The sequence below is a fragment of the Ewingella allii genome, from assembly GCF_044430645.1.
GTDB classification, from domain to species: domain Bacteria; phylum Pseudomonadota; class Gammaproteobacteria; order Enterobacterales; family Enterobacteriaceae; genus Ewingella; species Ewingella allii.
The window spans coordinates 160960-180750 of sequence record NZ_JAWUDN010000002.1 but is presented as its reverse complement, the minus strand read 5'-3'; the positions used below and the strand labels follow the sequence as shown (position 1 = coordinate 180750).

The 19791-nt window shown below is 56.3% G+C and carries 12 protein-coding genes; 6 read left to right on the top strand and 6 right to left on the bottom strand.

Annotated elements, in window-relative coordinates; all coding sequences use genetic code 11:
- Positions 1-54: 54 nt before the first annotated feature.
- The 5 genes from SBO83_RS07530 to SBO83_RS07510 all read right to left on the bottom strand — a co-directional run bounded on the left by SBO83_RS07530 (position 55) and on the right by SBO83_RS07510 (position 7755).
- Positions 55-1248, bottom strand: a complete 1194-nt coding sequence (locus SBO83_RS07530; RefSeq protein WP_396131041.1) for a cytochrome P450 — start codon at positions 1246-1248, stop codon at positions 55-57.
- Positions 1249-1559: 311 nt separating this feature from the next.
- Positions 1560-2930, bottom strand: a complete 1371-nt coding sequence (locus SBO83_RS07525) for an Ig-like domain-containing protein (protein WP_396131040.1) — start codon at positions 2928-2930, stop codon at positions 1560-1562.
- Between the two features lie 98 nt (positions 2931-3028).
- Positions 3029-4339, bottom strand: coding sequence for a TolC family protein (locus SBO83_RS07520; protein WP_396131039.1), 1311 nt, complete (start codon positions 4337-4339; stop codon positions 3029-3031).
- Position 4340: 1 nt separating this feature from the next.
- The gene (locus SBO83_RS07515) at positions 4341-5567 is read right to left on the bottom strand and encodes an HlyD family type I secretion periplasmic adaptor subunit (protein WP_396131038.1); all 1227 of its coding nucleotides are present in this window, start codon (positions 5565-5567) and stop codon (positions 4341-4343) included.
- Between the two features lie 22 nt (positions 5568-5589).
- Positions 5590-7755, bottom strand: a complete 2166-nt coding sequence (locus tag SBO83_RS07510; RefSeq protein WP_396131037.1) for a type I secretion system permease/ATPase — start codon at positions 7753-7755, stop codon at positions 5590-5592.
- 441 nt (positions 7756-8196) lie between these two features.
- Between SBO83_RS07510 and SBO83_RS07505 the strand changes: the two genes are divergently transcribed.
- The 6 genes from SBO83_RS07505 (at position 8197) to SBO83_RS07480 (ending at position 19105) form a co-directional block, all read left to right on the top strand.
- On the top strand, positions 8197-9501 hold the full coding sequence (locus SBO83_RS07505; protein WP_396131036.1) for an Nramp family divalent metal transporter: 1305 nt from the start codon (positions 8197-8199) through the stop codon (positions 9499-9501).
- Positions 9502-9664: 163 nt separating this feature from the next.
- On the top strand, positions 9665-11233 hold the full coding sequence (locus SBO83_RS07500) for a hypothetical protein (protein ID WP_396131035.1): 1569 nt from the start codon (positions 9665-9667) through the stop codon (positions 11231-11233).
- Between the two features lie 57 nt (positions 11234-11290).
- Positions 11291-12862: a hypothetical protein gene (locus SBO83_RS07495; RefSeq protein WP_396131034.1), complete on the top strand. Its 1572-nt coding sequence runs from the start codon at positions 11291-11293 to the stop codon at positions 12860-12862.
- A gap of 12 nt (positions 12863-12874) precedes the next feature.
- Complete coding sequence (locus tag SBO83_RS07490; RefSeq protein WP_396131033.1) at positions 12875-13339, top strand: CesT family type III secretion system chaperone; 465 nt, start codon at positions 12875-12877, stop codon at positions 13337-13339.
- Positions 13340-13515: 176 nt separating this feature from the next.
- Positions 13516-18600 carry an AvrE-family type 3 secretion system effector gene (locus SBO83_RS07485; protein WP_396131032.1) on the top strand — a complete coding sequence of 1695 codons (5085 nt, stop codon included), beginning with the start codon at positions 13516-13518 and terminating at the stop codon, positions 18598-18600.
- A gap of 79 nt (positions 18601-18679) precedes the next feature.
- On the top strand, positions 18680-19105 hold the full coding sequence (locus SBO83_RS07480; protein ID WP_353502955.1) for a type III secretion system chaperone: 426 nt from the start codon (positions 18680-18682) through the stop codon (positions 19103-19105).
- On the opposite strand, the gene SBO83_RS07475 is transcribed toward SBO83_RS07480, so the two are convergent.
- Entirely contained in the window at positions 19055-19579 is a 525-nt protein-coding gene (locus SBO83_RS07475; protein WP_396131031.1) for a transglycosylase SLT domain-containing protein, read from the bottom strand. The two genes, SBO83_RS07480 and SBO83_RS07475, sit on opposite strands and share 51 nt — an antisense overlap.
- Positions 19580-19791: the final 212 nt, after the last annotated feature.

Here is a 19791-nt window from a genome sequence, read left to right as displayed (position 1 = left end):
ATAAAAATCCCCCGAGGGCTAGCGCCTGCGGGGGATTTTTTTATGTGTCGAAGATTAGAAGCTGGCGATCAACTTACTGACGCCACGCAGGTTGGCGCGCGGGATCCACGCCAGATTATCCAGATCCTGCAATTGCAGATTAGGCAGGCGAGTCAGCAAGACGCTGAGTGCCGATTCCAGCTCAATCAGTGCCAAGCGATGCCCCATGCAGTGATGAATGCCCGCGCCAAAAGCCAGTGAGCGCCCAAGGCGACGAGTAATGTCGAGCTGCTCCGGCTGATCGAATTGCCCGGCATCGCGGTTGGCGGCGCCGATCAGTAGCAGAATCATCGCCCCTTTCGGCACCTTAACTCCGTCGATCTCCACCTCTTCCAGCGCGGTGCGCATGGTCATTTGTACCGAACTGTCGTAGCGCAGACACTCCAGCACGGCATTCGGCAGCAGCTCTGGGTTGTGCTTAATCTGCGCCAACTGCTCGGGGTGGCGGAACAGGGCAATCAGCGAGTTGCTGATCATATTGGTGGTGGTTTCATGCCCGGCCAGGAACAGCAGCACCACGTTGGAGACAATCTCATCGTGGGTCAGGGTTTCGCCGCCGTCATTGATATGTACCAACAGGGAGATCAGATCATCACCCGGCTGCTCGCGGCGCTGGTGGATCACCGCCGAGAAGTACTCATCCAGCACGCTAAAGGCTTCGTTGGCCTGCATGATCTCCTCTTCACTGATTGAGGGATCGAAGGCTTTCACCAGTTGGCCGGTGGCAAGGCCGAGCTTGGTGGCGTCACTCACCGGCACGTCGAGCATTTTACAGATGATGCGCACCGGCAGGGGGAAGGCGAAGTCCTTGGTCAGATCCAAAGTGCCTTGATCTTCAATCTGGTCAATCAGCTCATGGGCGATTGCGAGCGCCATTTCGCGCAGTGAGTCGATTTTTCGCACGTTGAACGCCTTCATCATTAGCCCGCGAATGCGGCTGTGATCCGGCGGATTCAGCATCAGGAACATGCGGCTAAAGGCGCTAAACAACGGGATGCTGTCGGCTTTGTCTCCATAGCGAATACGCACGGTATCCATATAGCTTTTACCAATTCGCTTGTCGCTGAACAGGGCGTCGACCGTGGCGAATTGGGTGGCGAGGAAGGTATTTGGCCCAACCTGCAGCAGCGGCCCGCTGGCGCGCAGCTTTTGGTAAAACGGGTAGGGGTTTGCGATAAATTCGGGTGATGAAAGGTCTTTTAATTGCATGGCAGGGTACTCCCGGGTGAGTAAAAAAGCGTTCAGCTAGTGAGTGGAGAAAAATCACCAAACAGCGCCAAAAAAATTATTGTTATTGGTCATCCTCCCTCATGTTTTAGCGGGATAGATGCAGTGAAGTAGCGTAATTCTGCGAAGCTTTATAAAACCTGATGGCAGTTATTTTCTGCATAAATAGGCTATGTGGTGGCTGAAAATAAACCGCCAAACGAAGAGGTGTCAATTAACAGAACAGAAGGTTTTTGCGTCTAATTATTTCATTATTAATAAAGAGCCTTCTCTAAAAGAAGGCTCTTAAGTGATTAAATCACAGGCAGTTCGTCTGGGACGGTTGGGAGATGAGGCAGGTCAAAATCCCGATGAGCGCTGTCAGGATCAAAAGGCGCATCTTTTGGCGGGGTGTCCAGTACATCCTCTCTGCCGCCGGATTTTTGATCGTTGAACAACTCATTTTTCTTTTGCTCAAGCAAGTCAGAAAGGATCGGCGATCCTTTGCTGGCTTTTTCCAACGCCGAGTAAATCTGCTGTTTGAAATCGAGATTGATGTTGTCGTAATTCTGATCGGTCGGCTGCTGAGTATCGACTTCCGGCGTGTTCAGCGTGAAGGTTGGCGATGTTTTATTGGTGCTATTGCCCTGATCGTCAATCACGCTGGCAGTAAAGTGGTGCTCTCCGCCACTCAGTTTGTCCATGGGGCTAAACTGCCATCCGCCGTTACTTTTAACCTCGACTTCTCCGATGAACTTACCGTTGTCATAAATGGCGATGCGATCGCCAGGGTTGCCTAGGCCTTGGAGAGTCGGCGTTGAGTTATTGGCCTGATCGCCACTTTTCAGATCCCCATTATCACCCTGAGCAGACAGGATCTGCGGAGTTTCCAACCCGCCCGAAGGGATCAGGCTAGGTTCACGTTCAATGCCCTGCGGCTCGGAAGGTTGGCCCTGTTTTGCGGCGATCTCCAGCTCGAAACTTTGGCTGGCGTCGCTTTGCACTGGATTGCCATTGGCATCCGGGAGTTCTGCCGTCGCCGTGAAATGATGAGTACCGTTTTCCAGCGGGGTGGTGACATTGAACTGCCAGTTGCCGTTGAAGTCCGCCACGGTGGTGCCCAGCGGTTTACCATCGACCATAACCGTGATGCTCGCGCCCGGGCTGGCTCTACCATTAATCTGCGGGGTGTTATCACTGCTTTGTGAGCCAGAGAAGAACGACTCGTAAGTATGGTCATTGGCCATCTGAGTGATTTCCGGCGTGCTTACCGGCTGCTGGTATGCTGATTCAGGCTGTGGTTCCGGCTGGGGCTGGGGTTCTGTCGCGGCTTCAGCATTGACTTGAACCTGATAAGACGATGATGGAGCACTCTTGATGCTCTCCGCACCGGGTATGCTCAGTTCAGCCGTCGCCGTGAACTGGTGTGAACCGTTTTGCAGGGTAGTTGGGATCATAAAACTCCACTCGCCGTAGCTATCTACCACCGCAGTGCCAACAGGTTCTCCATCGACCATGACGGTAATGGTCGAACCTGGCGTTCCACGGCCTAACAGCTCTGGCGTGCTGTCGGTGCATTCAGACCCCGGGGAGAAGGGCTGATTGGTCTGGTCGCTTTTGACCAAAAAGATTTCCGGTACGTCCAGCGTTGGAGTTTGAGTCGTAGTGTCATAGTGATTAGGCATAAAATTACTTCCGTTGTAATTAATTGAAGGAAAAGGCGAGGTAGCACACCTGCCTGAGTGGAAAATCTGGTGGTGGACCTCCTTTATGTCATCTCAGGTTATGGCAGCGCGGGGTGATCAGGCTGCCCGTTTTCAAGCCAGCCTAGGAGCTGGCCCGCGTTTCTTCGAAGCGTGATAATTTGCACATAGCGATCAAAGTGACTGGTTACGGCATTGACTTGGTTGTTGTAATGCTCAGTTTCGGCAATCAGCACATCCAGCAGAGTGCGTTTCCCCAGGTGATACCACTGCTTGTAAAACATCATGCGAATTTGCTCGCTTTCCACCGCCAACTGCCGCCACGCCTGCTCGCGATGGGCTAGACGCAGGATGGTTTCATGCTGAGATTTTAAAGTGTAGTGAGTCTCTTTTTTACGCTGTGCTAGCTGATCTTTGAGCGCAGAGGCGCGCATCCCGGCGGCTTTAATCCGAGAAGTATCGGAAAAGCCGGTAAACGCATTCCAACTGACACGAACCCCAATCTGGTTATCGTCATAACCGGGATTAGCCAGCGTTTTGCTGGCAACCAGACTCAGGTTGGGCAAACTTTTGGCTTTCTCCTCTTCGACGCTTGCCAACTGAGCCTGATGCTCCGCCTCCAGCTCGCGGATGAGCGGATTGTTATCGCTGCTAGCCAGCGCGCTTTTTAAATTGGGCACCCTGAGTTTCCAGCGCGACGCAGTGTTGATGACCGACAGGGAGGGCGTCCCCAGCCATTTCTCCAGTTCGACCGTCAGGGTGTTGATTTCATACTGAGTGTCATCGCGGGCTTGTTCTGCCTGAAGCAGTCGGGCGGAGGCCTGTGTCAGTTCGCTCCGACGGCCGGCATCTGCTTGGGTGATGCGTTCGAGCATGGCCACTAGCTCACTCATTCTTGCCGTGTAGGCCTGGGCCAGCTCAAGGACCGCCTGTTTGCGAGCCAGATTGAGATGGTTTTCACTCACCTTGAGGGCCAGTTCATCCAGCGCGGCGCGGTAATTTTCCCCAGCCACCACCGCGCGATAGCGGCGGTTTTCAATGGCATGAGTTAAGCGTCCCCAGTCGAAAAGCGGAAGGCTGAGGGAGGCGTTGAGGTTGGTCGTTTGCCGATTACCCTCGCCATTGCCTCTGTCCATCAGCGGCAGCCAAGAGGACGAAACGCTCACCTGCGGCCAGCGCTCTCCCTCGCGAGTCGCCACGTCCTCGGCGGCAGCATCCCACTCGGCCTGCTTTTGGCGCACGCCGCTGTCCCGCGCCATGGCGATGGAAAGCGATTGACGCAGCCGTTGGCGAATGTCTTGCTCATCCTCCAGCGCGGCCGCAGAGGCTGAGCCAGACATAAAAATCAGCAGCAGGATGCTTGGGATGAATCGTTTGAATATCAATCGCATATTATCTTTCCCTGAAGGCTTCGCGGGCCTTCATCACCGGCTTGAGCAGGTAGCTCATGATTGTTTTTTCTCCGGTTTTAATCTCCACCGAGGCCACCATGCCGGGGATAATGGGCCAGCGTTTATTGCCCGCCTTCAGCGCGGTATTTTTCGAGCGTACGACAATGCGATAAAAGGATGAATCCACCCCCGGCTGCCGGTTTTTTTCGTCTTCAAGGGAGTCCGGGCTGATGTACTCCAGCGTGCCCTCCAACCCGCCATAAATCGCATAATCGTAGGCCGTGAGCTTAACCATCACCGACTGACCGGGGGTTAAAAAGGCGATGTCGGCCGGGCGCACTTTGGCTTCAACCCGCAGCTCATCTTCCAGCGGGACGATTTCCATAATGTCTGCACCCTGCGGGATGACGCCGCCGGGGGTGTTCATGCGGATGTTTTTCACGATGCCTTTCACTGGCGCGGTGAGAGTGGTGCGCTGCATCAGATCTCGCCGAGCGATTACCGTTTCGCGGGTCTGCGCCAGTTCTGACTCCAGCCGAACTAGATCGGCGTTGGCTTCGGCGCGGTATTGGTTATAGCGTTCATTGATTTGCAAACGGATGTCGTTCGCCTGCCGCTTCATACGCAGTAACTCGACTTCAGACATCAGCCCTTGGTTGACCAGCGGCTGCGACATGCCAATCTCTTTTTCAGCCAGCGCGGCGCTGCGTGCCAGAGCGGCGAGCCCTTCATTGAGGGCTTTTTTGCGCGCCTGATACGCGTTAGTTTCATCGCGCACGATAGAGGGAACGGCCTCAACCGACGCCGGGAAAATCAGCGGCTGGTCGAACGCTTCGGCGCGTAAACGGGCCACGGTGCCCTCCAGCGCAACGCCTTTGGATTGACCTTCGCGCCATGAAGCCCCCGCGCGCGTCGCGTCGATTCTTAATAGCGTCTGGCCTTTTTCCACCCGATCGCCTTCACGTACCAACAGCTCTTCGAGGATGCCGCCTTCCAGACTTTGGATAACCTGTTCGCGGCTGGCCGGGATAATCTTGCCTTCGCCTTTGACTATCTCCTCGACGTTACACAGGCTGGCCCAGATACCGCCAGCCAGTAAGGTCAGCAGCATGATAGCCAGCACCAGCGTGGACGAGCGGGGAGACTGCACCAGCATTGCGGCGCGTAAATCTTCGACGAAGGCCAGCTCCTGTGGGGTCAGCGGAGGGATTTTTTTCCCGATTTTCATTCCATTGAGCTCCTGAGTCCGGCTATTGGCCGTTGCGGGTTAGCGAGGCAAGGACGTCCGGTTTAGGCCCATCAAGCACGATCCTTCCCTCATCCATGACGATGATCCTGTCGACCTGATCGAGTAGCGAATAGCGGTGAGTGACAACCACCAATGTTTGTTGACGCGTGGCTTGCCCCAGACGGTCAATGAAGGCTTTTTCGGTTTGGGTATCCATGGCGCTGGTGGGCTCATCCATGAGCAGCAGTGCGGGCTGGCTAAGCAGGCAACGGGCGAGTACCACCAACTGCTGTTGCCCGCCGGATAAGCCCGCGCCGCGCTCGCCGATGGGCATGTCGTAACCCAGCGCGTGCCGTTTTGCCAGATTGTCCAGACCGGTGAGGCGAGCGACGTGCAGTAGCTCCTCGGCGCTACAGTGGGGTTTGCCGATAGAAATGTTATCCCGCAGGGTGCCGTGGAACAGCCTTGCATCCTGACTCACGAAGCCCACGGTTTGCCGCCAGTCCGCTGGCGCGATCTGCCGTGCGTCTAAGTCGTCTAGCAGGATTTGTCCTGCGGTTGGCTGATAAAGACCCGCCATCAGGCGCAGCAGCGTGGATTTACCGCTGCCGATTTTGCCAAGGATTGCCACGCGATCGCCGGGTTTGATTGCCAATGAAATATCGACCAGCACCGGAGACTGTGCCGTACCGTCGCGCGAGGGCCAGGCGAAGGAGACCCGGTTGAGCGCCAGCGCACCGGTGAGGGCCGGGGCGGAAAAATAGCTGCGGCTGGCGTCGTGCTCCACCGGCTTGGCGAAAATGGCATTGATGGAGGTCATTGCGGCGCGCGCCTGCTGAAAACGCACGGCCAAACCAACAATCTGCCCGAGTGGCGCAATCACCCGCCCGGAGAGGATCACGCAGCCAATCAGCGCCCCCATAGAGAGCGCGCCGTCGTCAATCAGATACACCCCGTAGCACACCAGCGCCACGGTTTGAATTTGCTGCAATGATGTAATGGCGCTGGTCGCCAGTGTAGAAAAACGCTTTGATTTCAATGAGGAGGCGCTAAGCAGAGCGTTGTAGTGCTCCCAGCGGTATTGCATCAGCCCCTCGCCACCGGCGGCTTTCAGCGACTCCAGCCCGTCGATAGATTCAATCAATACGCCCTGACGGAGAGAACTTTCGCGGAGGTTTTCGCGCATGATTTTGGCCAGCGGCCACTGGATCAGCAGGCTGATCAGGATAATCAGCGGAATCAGCGCCATAGGGACCAGCACCAGCGGCCCGCCGATAAAATAAATAATGACCAGAAATAGGAAGATAAAGGGGAGATCGCTCAGGGTGACTAAGGTCGCGGAACTGGCGAATTCGCGGACCGCCTCGTATTCGCGCATCTGGTTGGCAAAGGTGCCAGCAGAAGAGGGCTTGTGCTCCATGCGCATTGCCATAACCTGTCTGAAGAGGCGAGAGGCGATCACCAGATCGGCCTTTTTCCCGGCATCATCCACCAGAAAAGCGCGAATATTGCGCGCCAGAAACTCCATACAGGTGGCGATCATCACGCCAATCGCCAGTGACCACAGCGTGGTGTAGGCCTGATTGGGCACCACGCGGTCGTAAACATTCATGGTGAAGAAGGTCCCCGCGAGCGTCAGCACGTTAACCAGTAATGCGGCAAAAGCGGCATTTAGGTAAAAACTGCGGTAATTCCACAGCGTGCTCCATAGCCAGTGGTCGGCAGCGGGCGGAGAAGTATCATTGAGCCGGTTATCGCCAGCGGGGAGTTTACTAACCAGTAAAATATAAACTGAAGGGGTATCGGAAAGTGAATTAGCATTAACCCGTGTGACAGAAAAGTTATTATTTGGGCAGGCGATATTAAACCATTCGTCGCCATCTTCATCTTGTTCTTTACTTAAAATGAGTCTGGCCTTGCCGTTAGAATTAAGCAAAATAGCGGGCAGTAATAATGAAGTGAGCTGATTTACCGAGCGTGCGGTGATCCCCGCTTTAAATCCTTGGCGAGCCAGCGCCTCAATGCCCTGCGTGACGGTCATCTCGTCCTTTAAGGGCAGGCCCGCGCAGAACGCGGCTTCACCTATGGGGTTGCCGTAGTAATTGCAAACCCACAGCAGTGCTTTGAGCAGGGCGTTTTCACTGGCTTGTGGTAAATGGGTAATTTCAGATGGGTTCAATCCATTCATATATAATTTCTATTATTTAAGCGAGATCTAGAAAGATATTCCTAAATAATTAACAGTCCTTGTTATTCAAATAATGTATTAAGCCTTTTATATTGATTCTATGAATTAATACCCGAGAAAGTTCTGTTAATGAATTTACGGTAAAGGCTTATTCGTGGCAACTTAAAAGAGTATTAAAAATGCGCTTGATGCATTGTGAATAATGCGAAATACCATGGGTTGGTATTATATTTAAAATGTTACCTATCGATTTCATCGGTAAAAAAAATCATTTCATTTTCATAATCTCGCGCATTTTCTGGATTTTCATATTTTGAAACATAATGTGCCTAATAACCACCAAACTAAGCTTGCGCCATAGAGTATAGCCAATGCTATATTCGTTACAGCCGGGTGAAAACTACACAAAAAAATAACAATCAAGAACAGGGTAGGTGCAGGATGAGTGGAACAAGTCAGAGTTCTTCCTTAACTGAAAGAACCAACGCCGCGATCGATAACGCGCTGTCGGGCCGCAAAAGCGGTTTGATGACGCCGTTGCTGTTCGCCGGTCCGGCGGTGATCGCCTCGATCGCCTATATGGATCCGGGTAACTTCGCGACCAATATTCAGGCCGGATCGCGCTACGGCTATACGCTGCTGTGGGTAGTGGTGATGGCGAATATCATCGCCATGCTGTTTCAGGCGCTCTCCGCCAAGCTTGGGATCGTCACCAACAAAAACCTCGCCGAAATGTGCCGCGACCAGTTCCCTAAACCTGTGGTGTGGGGCATGTGGGGCGTCAGTGAAATAGCGGCCATGGCGACGGATCTCGCCGAATTCCTCGGCGGCGCGCTGGCGCTGTCATTGCTTTTCCATATGCCGCTGCTGGTCGGCATGGGGATTACGGCGATGATTACCTACGCGCTATTGATGGTGGAAAAACGCGGTTTCCGGCCGATTGAGCTGATGATTGGCGGGCTGGTCGCCATCATCGCCCTGTGTTATTTGGTGGAAATGTTTATCGTGCCGGTCGATTGGGCCGCCGCCGGGCTGGGAATGATCACCCCACAGCTGCCGGACGCGCAGGCGCTGACCATTTCAGTGGGGATCATCGGCGCGACCGTCATGCCGCACGCCATTTTCCTGCATTCGGGGCTGACCCAGCACCGCACCCACGCCAAGAATCAGGGCGAACGCCGCAAACTGCTGCGCTTTTCTAATATCGAAGTGGTGATTGCCCTGAGCATCGCAGGTTTGGTGAATATCGCCATGGTGATCATGGCCTCCAGCGCTTTCCACGCCGGGCACAGCGACGTGGCGGAAATCGAAACGGCTTACCATACTCTGACACCGCTGCTGGGGATTGGCGCGGCGGGCTTCTTCCTGCTCTCGCTGATCGCCTCCGGTATTTCCAGTTCGGTGGTCGGTACCATGGCCGGGCAGATGATCATGCAGGGCTTTGTGGGCTTCCGTATTCCTATCTGGCTGCGGCGTCTGGTAACGATGATCCCGGCCTTTGTGGTGGTGGCGCTGGGGGTGAATGCCACAGATGCTTTGGTGTACAGCCAAGTGGTGCTCAGTCTGGCGCTGCCCGCGCCGATGATTGCGCTGGTGATGTTCACCCGCCGTCGCGACATCATGGGCGAGTTCGTCAATAGCCGGCTGACTGCGGGGATCTCCATTCTTGGCACCGTGGTGATTGTGGCGCTGAATATCATCCTGCTGCTGCAAATTTTTGGGGTGAACATCCCCGGTCTTGAATAAACCTTAACCCCGCCTCTCTTGCTTTTTCCCCTTGGCTTTCGCGCGATTGATTCGCTGAGCTAAGGGGGAACTTTTCCGCCCCGACCTCCACATAACCAAGACCCGCGCGCGGCATGGCTCTGCTTTGTGCCTCGCGCCTTCTGCGTTTTGTCCGGAGGCATTTATGAATTCAGCCATCAGTTCTGTACCTCTTCCATCCATGGTGAAAACCTCCGGGGCCGGCTCCAGCTCGGGTCCGAGCGGCAGCACCAAGGCCAGCGGATTTACCGCCGCCGGGCAAGCGAAGCAGGTGAGCGTTTCTTCCAAAGGTTCTGGCGCGATGGCGTCGGAGTGGAAAATGTCGGCCTCGGATGAGCAGGGCAAAGCTTCGGCACAGGACGCGGGCGGGCTGAAAAGCGTCACGCCGCGCTCGCGTGAGGGCAAAGCTTTTGTCGGCGCGGAGGGTGAGGATCAGGCGGCGCGGCTGGTCACTTACGCCATGCGCCGCAACATGGGGCAGAAAATTCATAAACAGATGCTGGCGGAAGGAGCGCGTTGGGATGATTTGACGCCAGAAACCACCGTCAAATCCCTGTCGCGCGAAAACATCAAAGGCCTGCACATTCGCTTGCAGGGGCCAGCCTTGGATAAGCCGCTGGCCCCTTATGAAAAAGCCTTTATGAAGCGACTGCTGGAGTCGCCGCTCAGCATCACCCACGCCACCAATGCGCTGGATAAAGTGCAAAATACCGATACCGGCGTGGTGTCGCTCTCCTCGCGGCAAAAGCTGGTGCGCGACGGCGTGCCTTTCCCGAGAGATAACACCTCGAAAATGGATATTCAGGCGCTGGCCAATGACGACAACGTGTTTTTTGCGCTGGAATCGGGAGAAAAACTTCAGAAGCCGTCCAGCCGTTTCGGCAAAAGCGTGATGCGCTTTGACCTGGATTCACCGGCGGTGCAGCAGCACGCCACGCTGCACCTGTTTGACGTGCTCAACGGTTTCCCCGAGGCGGTCAAACATCTCAACACATTGAAAAGCTTACCCCACCGCGACCAGATGCGGACCACGCACATGTTGGATAAGCACGAGCATTCGCGCTATGGCATGGACCCGAAGGGCAGTCTGTTTCAAGGCAAGGATATGAAGCGCGGCCTCGGGTTGGCGATCATCGACCGAACCCGCGCGCTGCCAGAAGGGCTGCGGGCCAGCATTCTGGAGAAAGAGGACATTAACGCCCTGATCAACGGCCTGTTCCGCCCGCAGGTGCTGGTGCCGCGTATGTTTGTCGGCAAGCCGACCGATATCAGCGAGGTAGAAAATATTCGCTCGGCGGCGGTGGATGCCGGTGCGCTCGACGCCTTGCTGACTTCCTATCTGGATGCGGCAGACTCCGACAGCGACTCGGAAAGTGATTACGGCAGCCTGCTCAGTGATTATGACCTGCCGACCTATGGCAGCGCCGCGCCCTTTAGCTATGACGACAGCTCTGACGAAGAATTCCCGATGGGCTCCCACGCCACCTCGGCGGCCATTCCGCCGTTTATTCCGGATGCCTCTTTCCTCTCTTCGTCGCCGACCAGTTCATCTTCCGGCGGCGGAAATCCGCTGTTGGGCACGCAGTCACCCGGCTCAGTTTCCTCCTCATCTTCCTCCGGTTCTTTCCGCGCGCCGTCGGACACCGACGCCGCCGACACCCTGCTGGAGATGATGAACGCCTTTGCGGCCGAAGATGCGCAGGCACTTTTATGATCCACACTGTGATGTTTTTCGTTGAAGCCAGCACCAGCCGTATGCGGGAGGTTTGTTATGAGCTCTGCCATTAATTCTATGCCCAAGCTGGCGTCAGTCGCGCCGCTGAATATTTCAAAATCCGGTGGGGCCTCGGGCACCGCCAAGGCTAGCAGCCAGACGGCCGCCGGGCAGGCCAAGCAGGTTAGCGTTTCCTCACACGGCGCGGGGGCGCTGGCGTCGAAATGGGACATGTTCCCGATTCAGGAAGATGACGAAGGGGAGGCGCATCAGGCCGGTGCGCTGAAAAGCGTCTCCACCCGCGAGCGCCCGGTGAGAAACTACACCGAAGATGAGGCGGCGAAGATGGTGACTTACGCCATGCGCCGCAATATGGGGCAGAAAATCAACAAAGAGATGTTGGCCCGAGGCACCCACTGGCGCGGGGTGCCGAGCAACAGTTCGATCGATAAACTCTCCCGCGAGAACCTCAAAAACCTGCATGTCAGGTTGCAGGGGCCGCTGATGAACCAGCCGCTGGCACCTTTCGAACAGGCATTTTTGAAGAAAATGCTCGAGTCGCCGCTGCGCATTACCCACGCCACCAACTCGCTGGATAAAATCAGCGATCCGGCCACCGGCAAGATCTCGCTTTCGTCGCGCCAAAAGTTGATCCGCGATGGCGTGGAGTTCCCGCGAGAAAACTCTTCGGAGGCCGATATCGCCGACCTTGCCAACGACGACAACGTGTTCTTTGCGTTGGAATCGGGCGAAGAGCTGCAGAAGAAGTCCAGCCGCTTTGGTAAAGACGTGGTGCGCTTCGACTTCGATTCGCCGAATGTCCAGCAGCACGGCACGCTACACCTGCTTGACGTGCTGGAAGGGCAACTGCCTGACCCGAGCAAACGCTTCGCGACCCTCAATGAGTTGCCGCCGAACGCCAAAATTAACGAAATCTTTGAGCTGAATAAGCACGAGCGAAAATTCGATTTTGATGCCAAAAACAGCGTGTTCAAAGGCAGTGATATGAAGCGCGGTATGGCGCTGTCGATCATCGACCGCTGCCGTTCGCTGTCGCCGGGTGTGCGTCAGGATATGCTGGAAAACGAAGATGTGAATACCTTGATTAACGGCCTGTTCCGCCCGCAGGTGCTGGTGCCGCGCGTGTTTGTCGCTAACCCGACTGACGTGAATGCCATCGTGCCGCCGCGCATGCAGGGGGCGATTCCGGGTGACCCAGCTAAGGCTGTCGCCGCGCCTGCCGCCGCTCCAACGGAAAGTGTTAGCGACTCTGAAAGCGATTACGGCCATCTGCCGAGTGACTCGGAAGACGAGGCCGACGACGCCTCCTCCACCAAAGGGTTGATGACCAAGAAGAGCAACGATGCGCCAGCCTTTGGCTATGACTCGGATTCTGACAGCGAGTACAGCCAGCCCTCTGCGCCGCCAAGCCCAACTCTCGGCCCTGGCCCGTCAATTTTTGGGTCGAGCGGTGCCGCGCAGTCGGTGGTGTTTGGCGCGTCCAGCGCGGCGCGGCGCGCGCCTTCGGACACCGACGCGGCGGATACCTTATTAGAAATGATGAACGCGTTGGAGCAAGAGCATGGCAGCGCCTTCCCGAGCGCTCTCGATAATCTAAGCAACTTATAAGGAAGAGTCGAAATGGAACAGGAGGATTTTTACTATCATCTTCAACCACTGTTCGAAGGGCTGGGGGCTGACCCCTCTTCGCTGGGACCGGCGTGGAACTATGAGATAGCCTTTGAGCATTTGCAACTGCACCTCTCCGGGGCAAAAAGCGGGCGCTTGCTGATGGCAACGCGGCTGGGTAAGCCGATGAGCGAGGACGATGGCGAGCTGGGTTGGAAGCTGCTGGAGATGAACGGTTTTAATCAGGAGGTTCCGGCGTTTCATCACAGCGCCACCGCCGACAAGTTCATCGTGTTGTGGGTCGAGTTGCAGATTGGGAACTGGCAGGGCATTGAGCTGACCGCCATGCTCAATCGCTTTTTATCCCACGCCATGCAGGTCAGTGAACGCCTGCGCCAGCCGTCGGGCAGCCCGAAAGCCAAGAAACTGGTGCCTGCTGCTCATGAGTTAATGATTCGCCAAAGGCATAATTTTTAAAAATTAATAATTGAAGATTTATCGTTAAAAATCATCAAGTTTAGTGCTGTTATCCTGCCCCTTTTTGCCCGAATGCGGCCAGGGGCTTGGTTTTTTCTGGAACCAACTCCCCCCCCGCCACACATATTGTGTAGATAAATTAATACTTCCCCCGTAGTTGCATAAGGATTATCACTATGGCACTTAATTTTTCCGCACTGCTTAAACCGAGTCACATGATCAGCAATGCAGATATTGCCCGCCAGCAACAGGGGACAACCTCTGCTAGCCATCTCGCCCAGCAACCCTCCAGGCCACGCCAGACGGGGGGCGGCACCTTAGCTCACAGCGCTACGCCGCGTAACGATATTAAGCAACAGAGCTGTCAAGGGAAGCTGTCTCGCGGCGGCGTGTTTGGACGTTTTTTGCGTTCAAAGCATGAACCCGTTGGCGCGGGCATTCAGGATCTCGCTCCGCCACGCCTGCCCGAGCTTTCCGAACTTAGCACCGCGCTGGGGGTGCCCGGCAGCGACGGCTGGGGAGCTAAAACCCAGGCCGAGCTGAGTGCAGTGGACAACGCGCCGCCGCCGAAGGTCAACGTGGCGCTCAATGGCAAGGGGCAGGCGCACTTTAGCGTGCCGGACGGCAACCCGCCTTTTGACCGGCTGCTCAATGTCACGCTAGGGCGTTCCGAACATAAATATCAGGGTCATGATGCTAGCGATGGTCAGCAAGTGCTGCTGGATACGCGCGGTCGGCTGATCTCTTTGCAGCAGTCGTCGCTGAACTTGGTCGGTATGGTGAATAGCAAAACCTATGAGAAGCCGATAGAAACCCACACCGGGCGCATGCCGGTACTGCAATCCACTTCGACTGAAAATCATCAGGTTCGCTTGAGTGCCAACAGCCAGCACGCCGAGATCCTCACGCCCGGCGGGCGACCCGCCTCCAGAGCAAAATTGCCTGATGCCGCCATTCAAAGTGAACTGACCGGGGTATTTAGCCATCGGACCGCCAAGGGGGAAGAGTCCCTGCGGCTGCATGAGAAAAAGATTTATCGCCACGATGCCGCCAGCGGCGAATGGCAGGTGCACGACGCCTTCGACGGAAAGATGTCCAAGCTCAGCCAGCAGGGCAATGGCCATCTTTATGCCGTTGCCGACGACAAAAAGCTGCTGGATCTGACCACCGGCAAGTCGCTACAGGCGCCGGGGAAAATCTCGCAGGTGGCGATGGACGCCAGCGGCCACGCCGTGATCCTCACTGCCGATGAAACCAGCCACGAGCAGCAACTGAGTTTCTACCCGCAGCTGAATGCGCCGATGGCCGCCGCGCAGAAAATGACGATTGCTCCGGCAGGCTTTGCCCCGAGCGCGCTGGCGCTGCACAACAACATGCTCTACGCCACGGACAACATTGGTGAGCTTTATCAGGCGAAGCTGCCGACCAACGGTGGCCAGACCATGACCTTTGAGCCAGTGCCTGCCGCGCTCAACCAGAACCTGACGATGCAGTTTGGGCAGGGCGTGCGGGTGGAATCCTTGTTCACCGATGACCAGCAGCAGCTGCACGCCAAGTTAAAAGATATGCAGAACCAGCAGCACGCCGTTACGCTTAATGGCAACAACGTGGTGTCGAGCTGGTGTCTCAGCGACAGCATGGTGCTGGATAACCAGAAAGGATTGCCGCGCCCGGAACCCGAAGCTAAGAGCATCATGGATTTCGGCCCGCTCGGACAACTGGCGCTGCACGACGGCAAGGTGCATTACCTCGACCGCGCCACCCAAAGCTGGGTGGCGTCGAAAGAGTCTGCCGAGCAGCTGCGGCGCGGGCAGGACGGCCAGCCGTGGATCCTCAATGAAGGCGAGCTGCGCCGTCTGAAGGTCAACCTGTCGAGTGATGAAATCCGCCACGACAGCAGCTTATTCTCGTTGGGCCGGGTGAAGAACAGCGTCAAGGCCGACCTGCCAGCGGGCGGCTTGGACAAAAAACAGAAAACCGTGGCGATTGATGCGTTATCAGAAGGGCGCTTTGTGGCGCTGAGTGGCGACGGTGACGTGCAATACCAGCAGATTAACAAAGAGAATCGCCGCGAAAAGGTCAGTACCCAAACCCTGAAAGCCGACGCGCTGAAAACCGCCATCGCGGGACTCAACGACGGCGGCAAGGCGGGGAAAATCGTCGATATGGCGCTGGGCAAAAACCAGCAAATGTACCTGCTTAGCGAAGAGGGTGCCTTGTTCAGCCTGCCCGCGACCTCGTGGCAGAAGGGCCAGACGACCGGGCTGGCGCGCGAAAACGTCCCGGCCACCGAACCGAAATTGCCTGCAATGCCTGCGGGCACCCCCGAACCGGAGATTATGGAAGTGCCGCGCGAGGGGCCGAAGTACACCTCTCTGACCCAGCGCGGCGCGGACAACTTGTTGCTAAGCAATGAAGAGGGCGATCAGGCTACCTTGCACGAAGGCGAATGGAAAAAGGGGCTGGTGGACTTAGACGAGCGCCCTGAAAAACGCGTGGCGGAAGAGGTCTTCCAGCGCCTCGAAGTAGCAACCAAAGACACCCATCTGCCGGGCACCCACATCACCGTGAAGCGCGAGGTCAACATTGCCGGTTCCACTGGGCAAGACGGCCTGCGGGTGCAAACGCCGTTTAAATCGCGGGTACGCGCCTTCTTGTTCAAACCGACGATGGAAACGCCGCGCCCGGTGAAAAACGCCGGATATTTTCTCCAGCATGGCTATGCCGGTCGCGAAGGGCTGCGCCCGGTCTATCAGGAGCAGGGTGAGTTGCTCAATCGCCTGCGCGCCGCCGATCCCGCCAACTCTAAAGAGGGGGCAAAAGCGCCGCGCGCGCCAATCAGTTCGCGCATCGACAGCATGGACTGGACCGGCAACGAAGATTTGAAACGCGCTTTGATTCGCTTCAACCAAGATTTGACCGACGTCTCCAGCCACCACGCCAATCTGCTGGGCCAGCACTATGGCGTGGTGGACAGCAACAACCAGTTAGTTCTCGGCGAAGGTAAAACCAAGAACAGCGGCAGCGGGCGCTTTAACCCGGCCAGTACCCGCGACGGTGAACTGACCGAAAGCCTCAATCGCATGATGCATTATTACCCGTCGAGCGAAAACAGCCCGGCGAACAGCATTCTGTCACTGATGGAAAGCAAGAAGGTGGTGCTTAACCATCAGAAACCGGAGGTGCCTTTTGGCAAGCAACGCGACACCCACGACGACGTGGGGCTGGTAAAATCGCAGCTGATCCTCACCTCGCTGACTCAGGCTGACATGCATAACCTGCTAACCGAAATGCAGCAGGCGATGACCAAAAAGGGGCCGGAGAAAGAGGCGGCGATGCAAACCCTGCGGTCGAAATTCAACGAGCTGCGCGACATGACCTGGGGTGAAAACCCGATCAAAAAAGCCACTTCCATGGGCTTCGTCAACAACCGCGGTCTGGAAGCCAACTATGACGCCATTAAGTCGATGACCAAGGCGTTCTCTAAAGAGGATCACGGGGTGCACGTCACCAGCCGCAACGTGATGAGCGCCAGCGATAAAGCCGAACTGAACAGCCGCATGAAGGAGACGATTTTGTCGCTGGAGAGTGGCGAAGACATCACTTTCAACCGGGCCTATGGCGCGTCGGGGACCGGCACCATGATCCCCGGCTCGCAAGGCTTTGCCAGCCCCGGCGTGCGGGTCAACGTGGATCGCAGCTACAGCCTGAACTTCTCGCGCGGCGAGACGGGCATCAACGTCAGCTTTGGTCGCAACGGCGGCGGCTCGGGCACAGTATTCGGCGCGGCGGGGTACAACATGCTGACTGATTATCTTCACGAGCACAAAACTGCGCTGGACAGCGAACGCACCCTTTCCCCGGGCTTCCGCCTTGGCGGAACCGTCTCGGCCATGTTGCAGCGGCAGATGCAAAACGGCATCAGCTTTAGCCTCAGCGAAGCCGAGCTGCCGGAGTTTCTGGACGCGCTGACCGAGGGAAACCTCGACCCGCAGGCGCTGATGGATAAAGGGATGGATCACAGCGTGAAGAACGGCAACACCCTGCGTATCAGTATGGATATCAACGCCGCCGCCGTCGCCAGCGTCGGCCTACCAATCACCAACGATCATGAGAAGAACTCGTCAACCAGCGCCCGCTTTGGTGGCGGGGTTTACGCCGGGGCTAACCTGCTCAACGGCACGCGCGAGCGCAGCACCACTCGCCGCGATGTCAGCGAACAGCAGTCGCAGAGTGACAACCGCCTGCGCGCCTTTAACCAGTTTAACGCCGGGGCCAACATCGCTATCCCGGTGGGCGTAAACCAGAAAACCAGTGATGAAACTCACTTGCCGCTGTTTGCCGGGGCCGGGGCCAGCATTCAGGCTTCGGTGGATAACCGCACCCGTCAGAATATCAACCTTCAGCTGAAAGACGTCCAGCCGCTGGCCGATGTGCATATCGACAAGTTGATCAAAACCTTGGGGGATCAGTTCACCGATCCGGCCACCAATAAGCTGCTTGAGGAGTTGAAAGAGGATGAGGGCAAGCTGCCCGCAGAGAAGCTCAAGCTGCTGGTGGGCCACTTCAAAACCCAGCTCAATACGCCGTTCGAGCCGGGCACTACGCTGCGCGGCAATGCCCAGCGCGACGCCATCTTGCAGCTGGCGCAGAGCAATCGTCAGCAGATCCTGGCCGAGCGCAAAGGCAAGGAGATCGGCACCGCCGAGTACCGTTCCACTTACAGCAACCTGAGCAAGCTCGACAGCAACAGCTTCTTCCACAACCTGTTCCACATGGTTAGCACCCGGCCATCGGACAGTAACGCCGACCGTATTGCCAAGATGATGGATGACGACCCGCGTCTGAAACAGATGGTGCGCGAGTTGCAGCAAAACAGCAGCACCGAAGCCGTGGTGACGCTGGAGCTGAACGAGTCGCAGAAGGACAAAATGGCCGGTGAATGGCAGGTGGGCGGCATCACCCCGCAAGAAATTGTGGCCGTGCTGAGTAACAGCGACAACCTGCGCATTAAGTCGATTGGCTTTACCCGTTCGCAAAGCAAAGGTGACGGCTTCGCTACCCCGGCCTTCTTGATTGGCGGCTCTAACAGCGCCTCCGTGGCGATGAGCGTCAACCTTGGCAAAATCAACTTTAGCTACGCGGAGGACCAACTCGACCCAACAGGATTCACCCTGGAAGGGAAAATCACCCGTCCAAATGAAGAGATACATCAGGCGCTTTCAGCCACGCAGAAACAGGGTTTTGTTATTAAAGGGTAAGAGTCTGGGTTAGGGACGCGGCCCGCTTCGCGGCGGGCCAGCAAATGAATAACTGAAATGTTAATCACAGGAAAATAAGATGAACGAAAGCGCATATTTGCAGAATTTATTGAGCCACTATGGCCGTCGATTGAATACATCGCTGAAATTGGAAAACGGCGTTTGCGCACTGTTCACCCCGCAGAAACAAGAAGCTGCAATCATTGAGTTACCGCCGGGCAGTGACGCCGTGGTGTTGCATTGTCAGGTGATGGTGCTGGAGCCAAACAGCTCTGCCGCCTTGCTACACAGCATTTTAACCTTGAACTTTGAGATGGACGCCATGCGTGGCTGCTGGCTGGCGCTGGAGGAGCAGAACCTGCGTCTGTGTACTCAGCAGCCGCTCTCCTCGTTGGATAACCGCAACTTCTCCGGCCTGCTTGATGGCTTCATTCAGCAAGCCAGCGAAGTACAGTCATTTATTCGCGAATTCGTCCACACCCTCCCGACGGCTCTCCCGGCCTGACGGCATTTGCTCCAGCGTCAGCAGGGTATCCTGACTGACGCTGTGCAGCAGGCGCTGGTAAATACGGCGTACATCACTGGCGTAGCGATCGCGCTGCGGTTGGCGTGATGGCGCGGCTCCGGCGTTATACATCCCTACCGTGTTCCAGGATTTCCCATACTGCTGGAACATGCCGTACAACACCCACGCCCCGGTATTCACGCAGGTACAAGGTTCACTCAACAGCTTAGTGCGCGACACCCCAAGGCTTGCCAAATGGGCGAAGTGCGTGCTGTTCACCTGCATCATGCAGACATCTTCCGTGTGGTTGCGATTGGCGCTGTTCACCGCCGACGGATTGAGGTGTGACTCTTTAATGGCAATCGACAGCAGCAGGGCAGGAGGGATGCCGAAGGCTTTTCCGGCGTCCTTAAAGCAATTTGCCTGACTGCTGGCGGAGAGACAGAGAGTGATGGCCAGCAAATGTCGCTTCATCGCCGCGCTCCATGATAAAGGCTGAAATTCGAATACTTTTATGTGGCCGTTGCCGGGCGGCGGTTCCACGGCATAGCGTTTTTTGCAAAAAGTGTGATGGCTCGGAACTAACCCGCGACAGGACGCACACAAATGACAGGGTAGAAGCGCCATGAGCGTGGCTTCCTGTCTTTTGATTCATCCATAACAGGGTTGCTCAATCGGGTGGTCTG

Coding starts and splice junctions, on each gene's coding strand:
- SBO83_RS07495 (WP_396131034.1), top strand. CDS start 11,291: ATGAGCTCTGCCATTAATTCTATGCCCAAGCTGGCGTCAGTCGCGCCG.
- SBO83_RS07475 (WP_396131031.1), bottom strand. CDS start 19,579: ATGAAGCGACATTTGCTGGCCATCACTCTCTGTCTCTCCGCCAGCAGT.
- SBO83_RS07505 (WP_396131036.1), top strand. CDS start 8,197: ATGAGTGGAACAAGTCAGAGTTCTTCCTTAACTGAAAGAACCAACGCC.
- SBO83_RS07530 (WP_396131041.1), bottom strand. CDS start 1,248: ATGCAATTAAAAGACCTTTCATCACCCGAATTTATCGCAAACCCCTAC.
- SBO83_RS07525 (WP_396131040.1), bottom strand. CDS start 2,930: ATGCCTAATCACTATGACACTACGACTCAAACTCCAACGCTGGACGTA.
- SBO83_RS07500 (WP_396131035.1), top strand. CDS start 9,665: ATGAATTCAGCCATCAGTTCTGTACCTCTTCCATCCATGGTGAAAACC.
- SBO83_RS07515 (WP_396131038.1), bottom strand. CDS start 5,567: ATGAAAATCGGGAAAAAAATCCCTCCGCTGACCCCACAGGAGCTGGCC.
- SBO83_RS07485 (WP_396131032.1), top strand. CDS start 13,516: ATGGCACTTAATTTTTCCGCACTGCTTAAACCGAGTCACATGATCAGC.
- SBO83_RS07510 (WP_396131037.1), bottom strand. CDS start 7,755: ATGAATGGATTGAACCCATCTGAAATTACCCATTTACCACAAGCCAGT.
- SBO83_RS07480 (WP_353502955.1), top strand. CDS start 18,680: ATGAACGAAAGCGCATATTTGCAGAATTTATTGAGCCACTATGGCCGT.
- SBO83_RS07520 (WP_396131039.1), bottom strand. CDS start 4,339: ATGCGATTGATATTCAAACGATTCATCCCAAGCATCCTGCTGCTGATT.
- SBO83_RS07490 (WP_396131033.1), top strand. CDS start 12,875: ATGGAACAGGAGGATTTTTACTATCATCTTCAACCACTGTTCGAAGGG.